Genomic DNA, 10,232 nt, shown 5'->3' with positions numbered 1-10,232 from the left:
TCTAATCACCACTCATCAGACCGTGGGAGCAGTCCGCTCCAACCTCTCTCCACCCTTGCCCCACCCACGTCGCACTATCGGGCGCGACCCCGTGGGGTCGCGCCCTTTCCACACCGTGCTACAGCCCGTCAGCTCTTCAAGCGACGGAACCGATCCTGCTGATCACCGTGTTCGAGGCGTCCGGGTGGATCGGGATGTGCGCGCCGGTCAGGGCCGCGCCCGTGCCGCCGCGCCGGTTGGCGACGATCTCGGCGGCGATGGACAGCGCGGTCTCCTCCGGGGAGCGGGCCCCGAGGTCCAGGCCGATCGGGGAGCGCAGCCGGGCCAGTTCGAGCTCGGTCACGCCGACCTCGCGGAGCCGCTTGTTGCGGTCCTCGTGGGTGCGGCGGGAGCCCATGGCGCCGACGTAGGCGACGGGAAGCTTGAGGGCCAGTTCGAGGAGCGGGACATCGAACTTGGCGTCGTGCGTGAGGACGCACAGGACCGTTCGGCCGTCGATCTCGCCGGCGGAGGACTGCTCCTCCAGGTAGCGGTGCGGCCAGTCGACCACGATCTCGTCCGCTTCGGGGAAACGGTTCTTCGTGGCGAAAACGGGCCGGGCGTCGCACAGCGTCACCCGGTAGCCGAGGAACTTGCCGATGCGCACCAGGGCGGAGGCGAAGTCGATGGCCCCGAAGACGACCATGCGGGGCGGCGGGACGCTGGACTCGACCAGCACCTTGAGCGGCTCTCCGCAGAGGCGGCCGTCGGCACCGATCTCCAGCACACCGGTCTTGCCGGCGTCGAGCATGGCCCGTGCCTCGTCGGCGATGGCACGGTCCAGCTCGGGGTGGCCGCCGAATCCGCCCTCGTAGGAGCCTTCGCCCCGGACGAGTACGGCGCGGCCCATGAGCTCGGCCGGGCCCTCGGCGATCCGGGCGACCGCCGCCGCCTCCCCGCGAGCGGCGGCGGCCAGCGAGGCCGCGAACACCTCCCGTGCGGGAGAGCCCACGGAGACCGGGGTCACCAGGATGTCGATGATTCCGCCGCAGGTCAGACCGACGGCGAAGGCATCGTCATCGCTGTAGCCGAAGCGCTCCTGGACGGTCTCGCCGTCCTCCAGCGCCTGCTGGCACAGCTCGTAGACCGCACCCTCCACGCATCCACCGGAGACCGAACCGATGGCCGTGCCGTCACTGTCGACGGCGAGGGCCGCTCCGGGCTGCCTGGGTGCGCTCCCGCCGACCGCCACGACCGTGGCGACGGCGAAGTCACGTCCCTGCTCGACCCACCGGTTGAGTTCTTCGGCGATGTCCAGCATGGGGGCCTCCTCGGAGAGGTTCAGTTTCCAGTATCGGATACGTGGAGGGTGCGGTCGTGCGCTACGGATCAGGTCGATCGGACCTGGTCAGGTCGGCTCAGCCGACGCCGAGCCAGCTCTCGATCGGGTGGAGGGCGAAGAAGACCAGGAAGATTCCGGTCAGCGCCCACATGAAGCCGCCGATCTCACGGGCCTTGCCCTGAGCGACCTTGATCGCGACGTAGGAGATGACTCCCGCGGCGACACCGGCGGTGATCGAGTACGTGAAGGGCATGACCACGACGGTCAGGAAGACCGGGATCGAGGTCGAGGAGTCGGCCCAGTCCACGTGGCGGGCGTTCTGCATCATCATCGCGCCGATGACGACCAGGGCCGCGGAGGCGACCTCACCCGGGACGATCTGCGTGATCGGGGTGAAGAAGAGGCAGGCGGCGAAGAACAGGCCGGTGACGACGGAGGCGAGGCCCGTGCGGGCACCCTCGCCGACGCCGGTGGCGGACTCGACGAACACGGTCTGGCCGGAGCCGCCCGCGATGCCACCGATGGCGCCACCGGCACCGTCGATGAACAGCGCCTTGGACAGGCCCGGCATGCGGCCCTGCTCGTCGGCGAGCTTGGCTTCGGTACCGACACCGATGATGGTGGCCATCGCGTCGAAGAAGCCGGCGAGCACCAGGGTGAAGACGATCATGCCGACCGTCATGTAGCCGACGTCGCCCCAGCCGCCGAAGGAGACGTCACCGAAGAGCGAGAAGTCCGGCGCGGAGACCGCGGAGCCCGAGAGCTCCGGCGGGCCGTTCTTCCAGGCCTTGGGGTCGATGTCCACGATGGCGTTGAGGATCGCGGCCAGGACGGTGCCACCGACGATGCCGATCAGGATCGCGCCGGGCACCTTGCGGGCCTGGAGCATGAAGATGGCGATCAGGGTGATGGCGAAGAGCAGGACGGGCCAGCCGGAGAGCTCACCGGTCGCGCCGAGCTGGACGGGGGGCATGAACTCCCCGCCGTTGCCGACGAAGCCCGCCTTCACGAAGCCGATCAGGGCGACGAAGAGGCCGATGCCCATGGTGATGGCGTGCTTGAGCGCCAGGGGTATCGCGTTCATGATCATCTCACGGAGGCCGGTGACGACCAGGAGACAGATCACGACGCCGTAGACCACACACATGCCCATGGCCTGCGGCCAGGTCATCTGCGGGGCCACCTGCGAGGCCAGCACGCCGGACACGGAGAGGCCGGCCGCGAGCGCGAGCGGGACCTTGCCGACGAAGCCCATGAGGAGCGTGGTGACGGCTGCCGCGAACGCGGTGGCGGTGATGATCGCCGAGGCGGCCATCTTGTGGCCGTCGACGTCCGCGCCCGAGAGGAGCAGCGGGTTCAGCAGGAGGATGTAGGCCATGGCCATGAAGGTCGTGATACCGCCACGAACTTCGTTGCCGACCTTGGATCCGCGCTTGCTGATGTGAAAGTACCGGTCGAGCCAAGACTGTCCAGCGGGGGTCGGAGAGCCGTTGCCGGCTTCCTCCGCACTGGTCTTTGGCTCCACAGAGGACTGGGTCATGGTGCCTAACTCCCAAGGTTCAAAGGGGCACCCGCATAAAGATTGGAGACACGGGATTTGGGATAACGCGTTTGGCTGCACGACCCGGGGTGACGGCCCGAGGCGACGCAAATGGTGCACTGCGTGTACTGCGGGTACTGCGAGGGTTCTGCGGTACGGCTGGTACTCCTGGTGTCACCTGGGGTAGTCGGTGAACCGGGGGGTACTGCTGGGGGGGGACTTCCGGTGAAACTGACCGCGAGCGGTGCGGTACTGATGACTCCGGACTTCGTGCTCCGGGCGGTGCGGCTGGAAGTGTGACGTTCCCGTGTCACACCGCCCGGAAATCTGGGGGTGGGTCCGGGGGCCTCGCGGCCCCCGGACCACGCCGTCCTAGAGAGTGCCGGTGAGCAGTTCCGGACGGATCGGCGTCTTGTTGATCTCCAGACCGGTCGCCGCCCGGATCGCCGCGATGACGGCCGGGGTGGACGAGAGGGTCGGGGCCTCGCCCATACCGCGCAGGCCGTACGGGGCCTTCGGGTCGGCGAGCTCCAGGACGTCGACCGGGATGGTCGGGGTGTCGAGGATGGTGGGGATCAGGTAGTCCGTGAAGGAGGGGTTGCGCACCTTCGCGGTCTTCGGGTCCACGATGATCTCTTCCATGATCGCGACGCCCAGGCCCTGGGTGGTACCACCCTGGATCTGGCCGACCACGGAGAGCATGTTCAGGGCCTTGCCGACGTCCTGGGCGGTCGCCAGCTCGACGACCTTGACGAGGCCGAGCTCGGTGTCCACCTCGACGACCGCGCGGTGCGCGGCGAAGGTGTACTGGACGTGGCCGTTGCCCTGGCCGGTGACCAGGTCGAAGGGCTCAGTCGCCGCGTGGCGGAACTCGAGCTCGATGTCGATCGCGTCTTCGCCCTCCAGGATGTCGGCGATGTCCGCGAGGACCTCTCCGCCATCGGTGACGACCTTGCCGCCTTCGAGGAGCAGCTCGGCGGTCGCCCACGCGGGGTGGTACGAGCCGTTCTTGCGCCGGCCGATCTCCAGGACCGCCTCGCGGACGGCCTCACAGGTGTTCTTCACCGCGCCACCGGTCATGTACGTCTGCCGCGAGGCGGACGTGGAACCGGCGGAGCCGACCTGGGTGTCGGCCGGGTGGATGGTCACCTGCGTGACACCCAGCTCGGTACGGGCGATCTGCGCGTGGACGGTGATACCGCCCTGGCCGACCTCCGCCATGGCCGTGTGGACCATCGCGACGGCCTCGCCGTTGATGACCTCGAGGGTCACGCGGGCGGTGGAGTAGTCGTCGAAGCCCTCGGAGAAGCCGACGTTCTTGATGCCGACCGCGTAGCCGACGCCGCGGACGACGCCTTCACCGTGGGTGGTGTTCGACAGACCACCGGGCAGCGCGCGGACGTCCGCGCTCTCGCCGGCGGACTCCCACTGGCGCTCCGGCGGCAGCGGACGGGCCTTGACCCGGCGCAGCAGCTCGGCGACGGGCGCCGGAGCGTCCACGACCTGGCCGGTGGGCATGATCGTGCCCTGCTCCATGGCATTGAGCTGGCGGAACTCGACCGCGTCCATGCCCAGCTTCGCCGCGAGCTTGTCCATCTGGGCCTCGTAGGCGAAGCAGGCCTGGACGGCGCCGAAGCCGCGCATCGCGCCACAGGGCGGGTTGTTCGTGTAGAGCGCGATCGCCTCGATGTCCACGTCCTCCAGGACGTACGGACCGACCGAGAGCGAGGAGGCGTTGCCCACGACCGCCGGGGAAGCGGACGCGTACGCGCCGCCGTCCAGGACGATCTTGCACTTCATGTGCGTGAGCTTGCCGTCCTTGGTGGCGCCGTGCTCGTAGTACAGCTTCGCCGGGTGACGGTGCACGTGGCCGAAGAAGGACTCGAAGCGGTTGTAGACGATCTTGACCGGCTTGTTCGTGGCCAGGGCCAGGAGGCAGGCGTGGATCTGCATCGAGATGTCTTCGCGGCCACCGAACGCGCCGCCGACGCCCGAGAGCGTCATGCGGACCTTCTCCGGCGGGAGGCCCAGGACCGGGGCGATCTGCTGGAGGTCCGAGTGCAGCCACTGGGTGGCGACGTACAGCTCGACACCGCCGTCCTCGGACGGTACGGCCAGACCGGACTCCGGGCCGAGGAAGGCCTGGTCCTGCATGCCGAAGGTGTACTCGCCCTCGACGATGACGTCGGCGCGCTTGCGGGCCTCTTCCACGTTGCCGCGGATGATCGGCTGGCGGTGCACGATGTTCGGGTGCGGGACGTGACCGATGTGGTGGTCGTCACGGCCCTCGTGGATCAGCGGCGCACCCTCGGCGAGGGCGGACGCCTCGTCGGTGACGAGCGGCAGCTCACGGTAGTCGATCTTGATCTTGGCGGCCGCGCGGCGAGCGGTCTCCGGGTGGTCGGCGGCCACGAGGGCCACCGGCTCACCGTGGTGACGCACCCGGCCGTTGGCGAGAACCGGGGTGTCCTGGATCTCCAGGCCGTAGTTCTTCATCTCGGCCGGCAGGTCGTCGTACGTCAGGACCGAGTAGACGCCCGGCATCGCCAGGGCCTCGGAGATGTCGATCGAGACGATCTCGGCGTGGGCCACGGTGGAGCGCAGGGTCTGGCCCCACAGCATGTCCTCGTGCCACATGTCCGAGGAGTACGCGAACTCACCGGTCACCTTGAGGGTGCCGTCCGGGCGCAGCGTGGACTCGCCGATGCCGCCCTTGTTGTGCTTCTGCGTGACGTTGGTCGGCGTACCCGCCGGCACCGTGCGCGTGTTCTGGGCCATGGTCAGACCGCCTCAGACTGACGGGCGGCCGCGAGGCGGACCGCGTCGAGGATCTTCTCGTAGCCCGTGCAGCGGCAGAGGTTGCCGGACAGGGACTCACGGATGTCCTGGTCGGACGGGGAGGGGTTCTCCTCCAGCAGCGCGTCGGCCTGGACCAGGAGGCCCGGGGTGCAGAAACCGCACTGGACGGCGCCGGCGTCGATGAACGCCTGCTGGATGGTGGAGAGCTCGACGCCCTCACCGGTCTGCGAGTCGCCCGGCTTGGCCTGCCACTGCTTGGCCGCGTCCAGGGTGACGCCGCCCTTGCTGCCGCAGCCGCCGCCGGTGCCGCAGGCACCGCCGTGACCGTGCTCTTCGCGCTGCTTGGCGAACTCCGCCAGGCCCTCGACGGTCACGACGTCGCGACCCTCGACCTGACCGGCCGCGACCAGACAGGAACAGACCGGCACGCCGTCGAGACGGACGGTGCAGGAACCGCACTCGCCCTGCTCACAGGCGTTCTTCGAACCGGGCAGGCCCAGGCGCTCGCGCAGGACGTAGAGGAGGGACTCGCCCTCCCAGACGTCGTCGGCTTCCTGCTGACGGCCGTTGACAGTGAAATTGACGCGCATGATTACGCAGCCCCTTCAAGCGAGCGGCCGTTGTTCGAACCGCGGTACTGCTCCCACGTCCAGACGAGCTGGCGGCGAGCCATGATGCCGACCGCGTGGCGGCGGTACTTCGCCGTGCCGCGGACGTCGTCGATCGGGTTGGCCGCGCCGGAGGCGAGGTCACCGAACTGCTTGGCGATCGACGGGGTGATGACCTTGCCGGACTCCCAGAAGCCGCCCTCTTCGAGCGCGGAGTTCAGGAATTCCTCGGCCACCTTCGCCCGGATCGGGGTCGGCGCGGCCGAACCGATACCGGTGCGGACCGTGCGGGTCTCGGGGTGCAGCGCCAGGCCGAACGCGCAGACGGCGATGACCATCGCGTTGCGGGAACCGACCTTGGAGTACTGCTGGGGACCGTCCGCCTTCTTGACGTGGACGGTCTTGATGAGCTCGTCGGCGGCCAGCGCGTTGCGCTTGACGCCGGTGTAGAACTCGTCGATCGGGATCAGGCGGGATCCGCGTACGGACTCCACCTCGACCTCGGCACCCGCCGCGAGGAGCGCGGGGTGGGAATCGCCGGCCGGCGAGGCGCAACCGAGGTTGCCGCCGACACCGCCGCGGTTACGGATCTGCGGGGACGCGACCGTGTGCGAGGCGAGCGCGAGTCCCGGAAGCTCCGTGCGGAGGTTCTCCATGATCTGCGTGTACGGGACGGAGGCGCCCAGACGTACCACGTCCTCGCCGACCTCCCACTCCCGCAGGAGACCGATGCGGTTCAGGTCCAGGAGGTACTCCGGCCGACGGTGGTCGAAGTTGATCTCGACCATCACGTCGGTGCCACCCGCAATCGGCACAGCTGTGGGGAACTCGGCCTTAGCGGCGAGCGCCTCCTCCCAGCTGGCGGGGCGAAGGAAGTCCATGTCGGCTCTCTTCTTCTTAATCGGGTCGTTCACTTCAAGCCAGGAGGCCGTTAGGCCCTCGACTGGTCGTTCACGTGCTGTTAACGCGGTGTGGACTCAGTACACCGGCCGTGCGTCCCCCGGGTGCAGTCACCGAAACCATGAAGGAGTTGGCTGGGGACCTCCCTCGTCTTGTAGATTCGTATGAAAGGCAGGATGCGACGACCTGCCCGATTTCCAACGGCAACATTCGAGACAGATCGGCGGCGACATCATGCGGCTGCGCGCACTGCTGGAAACCGAGGCGCTGGGGCTGCGGCTGCTGGGCGGCGAGGAAGAACTCGACCGGACGGTCCGCGGGGTCATGACGACCGACCTGAGGGATCCCAGCCGATACCTATCCGGAGGGGAGCTGGTCCTCACTGGCCTGGCCTGGAGACGAAATTCGGCCGACTCCGAGCCGTTCGTACGAATCCTCGCGAGCGCCGGCGTGGCCGGGCTGGCGGCCGGCGAGGCCGAACTGGGTGACATTCCCGACGACCTCGTCACGGCGTGTCTGCGCAACCGTCTCCCGTTGTTCGCTGTAAACGAAGACGTTGCATTCGCCACCATCACCGAGTACGTGGTGCGGCAGGTCTCGGGAGAGCGCGCCGGGGACCTCGCGGCCGTAGTGGACCGCCATCGGCGGCTCATGACCTCCGGTCCGGCCGGTGGTGGACCCGATGTGGTCCTCGATCTGCTCACCACGGACCTCGATCTCCGGGCCTGGGTGCTCTCGCCCACGGGCCGGCAGATCGCCGGGGCGGGCGAGCCGCTGGCGCCGGGCATCTGCGCGGCACTGGCGAGCGAGCACCTCGCGGCGGTCCGGACGGGCCGCAGGGGCCCGCACCGGATCTCCCTCCAGGGTATTACCTACTCCCTGTTCCCGATCAGGGGACACGGCCGCGGAGCCGCAGGTCCGGCGGCCCGCGACGTCCGCGAGAGCGTGCTCTCCGACTGGCTGCTGGCCGTCGAGGCCGACGCCGGCGACTGGCCCGCCGAGCGGCTCGACCTGCTCCAGGGCGTCACCCAGCTCATCGCGGTCGAGCGGGACCGCCGCGACGCGGCCCGCACGGTGCGCCGCCGCCTGGCCCAGGAGGTCCTGGAGCTGGTCCAGACGGGCGCTCCGCCCGCCGAGATCGCCGCCCGCCTGCGGGTGGCGGCGCCGGTGCTGCTGCCCGGGCTGGGCACCGCCCCGCACTGGCAGGTCGTCGTGGCCCGGGTGGACTGGGAAGGCGGTGACATCGCGGGCGGCCCCGTCGCCCAGTCGCTGCTGGAGGAGATCCTCGTCGACCCCTCCGTCTCCGGCCCCGAACCCTCCGACCGGATCGCCGTCGCGCACGCCGGGGACGAGGCGATCGCCCTCGTACCGCTGCCCGCGCCCGCCGGGGAGCCCGGCGAGGAGAAGGGCCCCGACACCGCCCTGCACGCGGAAACGCTGCTCGCGGCCGTACGGGACCCCCTGGCGGCCGGCCTCGCCGACGACGGCCGGCTCACCCTGGGCGTCAGCGCGGCCGTGTCCTCCGCCGAGGGGCTCCGCGGGGCCCTGGAAGAGGCCCGGCACGCCCGCCGGGTCGCCGCGGCCCGCCCGGGCCGGGTCTGCGCGGCCGGCCACCACGAGCTGGCCTCGCACGTCCTGCTGCTCCCGTTCGTCCCCGACGACGTCCGCCGCGCCTTCACGGCCCGGCTGCTGGACCCGCTGCGGGACTACGACCGCCGCCACCGCGCGGAGCTCATCCCCACCCTCGAAGCCTTCCTCGACTGCGACGGCTCGTGGACCCGCTGCGCGACGCGGCTGCACCTCCACGTCAACACGCTGAGGTACCGGGTCGGGCGAATCGAGCAGTTGACGGCGAGGGATCTTTCCCGGCTCGAGGACAAGCTCGACTTCTTCCTGGCACTGCGGATGAGCTGAGAAGATCCACCGCCTGACCGGCCGGGGGGCCGGTCGGGACCGAGTGGAGGCGGACTCGAGGCCGGGCGGGGGCGACTGATGATCCGTCCGGACTTTGTGAAAGAGTTCACCCGACCCCTTGGCCGAACCTGCCGATCCGTGCTCTCATTTCGCCCCAGGGCTCAACGACGTGCTGCTTGGTTGCTTTGGGGAGGGCAATGTGGCGGATACCGCCATGTCCAGTGCCGGAACTATCGGGGGAGACGACCCCCTCCAGCGGGCGATATGGCGGCTGCGCTCGCGCGGCTGTTGGACCGACGCGGCGGCCCTGCTGACGCCGCACCTGCACGATGCCGGAGCCGCCGTGCAGCGGACCGGGCTACTGGTCGAACGCTGCCTGTTCACCGGGCAGGGATGGGCCGAAGCCGAAGACGCGCTGCGGATCGCCGAAGCCGTCTCCCAGGACGACGACGACCGCGGCGCGGCCGCGTGCGAGCGGGGTCACCTGGCCTACGCGGCGACCGTACTGGGCGTACGCGACCGGGCCGACGAGGCACGCTCCGCGCTCGGCCGGGCGGCGGCGCTGCTGTCCCCCGGGTCGCGCACCCGGCCACTGCTCGACTTCCGGCGGGGCCTGGTCGCGGAACACCTCGCGGACGCGCCCTCCTCCGCCCTGCCCGCCTACCGGCGGGCCCACGCGGGCGCCCTCGCCCACGGCGACACGCTCCTGCTCTCCTTCACCTGGCGGCACCTGGCGGCGCTGTCCCTGCGGGACGGGGAGGTCGCCGAAGCCCGCAAGGGCTTCGCGGAGTCCCTCCGCATCCGGGAGGACCTGGGCTTCCTGATCGGCACGGCCCCCGCGCTGGCGGCCCTGGCCGAAGCCGAACCGGAACCCGAGGCCACCCGCCTCCGCGCGGAGGCCCGCCGCCTCTTCCACCTCTTGGGCGGCATCCCCACCTGGCTGGCCGACCAACTCCACCCGATCCCGGCGCCCACGCCAACTCCTTCCTAACGCCGACCTCGCACCGCTACGCGGGCTTCGACCGGCCACCACCGGACTCCGTCCGGTGGTGGCCGGTCGGGGCTGCCGCCACCGCCGTCCCGGCGCGGGGCCCGGTGGGCGGGTGCGGCTGGGTCGGCCCTGCGGGGCTGGGTCCCCTACCCGCCCTTC

Annotated in this window: 7 protein-coding genes; 2 read left to right on the top strand and 5 right to left on the bottom strand. The window is 70.1% G+C overall.

Annotated elements, in window-relative coordinates:
- Nucleotides 1-136: 136 nt before the first annotated feature.
- From ACFWNV_RS37560 to ACFWNV_RS37540, 5 genes are all read right to left on the bottom strand, one after another.
- A complete protein-coding gene (locus ACFWNV_RS37560; RefSeq protein ID WP_383956140.1) occupies nucleotides 137-1,300 on the bottom strand; it encodes an XdhC family protein in 1,164 nt (387 codons plus the stop codon).
- A 97-nt stretch (nucleotides 1,301-1,397) separates the two neighbouring features.
- Nucleotides 1,398-2,861: an NCS2 family permease gene (locus ACFWNV_RS37555; RefSeq protein ID WP_383956137.1), complete on the bottom strand. Its 1,464-nt coding sequence runs from the start codon at nucleotides 2,859-2,861 to the stop codon at nucleotides 1,398-1,400.
- Nucleotides 2,862-3,233: 372 nt separating this feature from the next.
- Nucleotides 3,234-5,639 carry a xanthine dehydrogenase family protein molybdopterin-binding subunit gene (locus ACFWNV_RS37550; protein WP_383956134.1) on the bottom strand — a complete coding sequence of 802 codons (2,406 nt, stop codon included), beginning with the start codon at nucleotides 5,637-5,639 and terminating at the stop codon, nucleotides 3,234-3,236.
- Between the two features lie 2 nt (nucleotides 5,640-5,641).
- Complete coding sequence (locus tag ACFWNV_RS37545; RefSeq protein ID WP_274550125.1) at nucleotides 5,642-6,250, bottom strand: (2Fe-2S)-binding protein; 609 nt, start codon at nucleotides 6,248-6,250, stop codon at nucleotides 5,642-5,644.
- Between the two features lie 2 nt (nucleotides 6,251-6,252).
- Nucleotides 6,253-7,149 carry an FAD binding domain-containing protein gene (locus ACFWNV_RS37540; protein ID WP_383956130.1) on the bottom strand — a complete coding sequence of 299 codons (897 nt, stop codon included), beginning with the start codon at nucleotides 7,147-7,149 and terminating at the stop codon, nucleotides 6,253-6,255.
- Nucleotides 7,150-7,402: 253 nt separating this feature from the next.
- Between ACFWNV_RS37540 and ACFWNV_RS37535 the strand changes: the two genes are divergently transcribed.
- Nucleotides 7,403-9,082: a PucR family transcriptional regulator gene (locus ACFWNV_RS37535; protein WP_383956127.1), complete on the top strand. Its 1,680-nt coding sequence runs from the start codon at nucleotides 7,403-7,405 to the stop codon at nucleotides 9,080-9,082.
- A 199-nt stretch (nucleotides 9,083-9,281) separates the two neighbouring features.
- Entirely contained in the window at nucleotides 9,282-10,073 is a 792-nt protein-coding gene (locus tag ACFWNV_RS37530; protein WP_383956124.1) for a hypothetical protein, read from the top strand.
- The last annotated feature ends 159 nt before the right edge of the window (nucleotides 10,074-10,232 follow it).

Origin of the sequence: Streptomyces sp. NPDC058401 (assembly GCF_042722885.1) — a bacterium.
Classification (GTDB): domain Bacteria; phylum Actinomycetota; class Actinomycetes; order Streptomycetales; family Streptomycetaceae; genus Streptomyces.
Note: the sequence above shows the minus strand (reverse complement) of the source record. Positions and strands in the feature narration are given on the sequence as shown.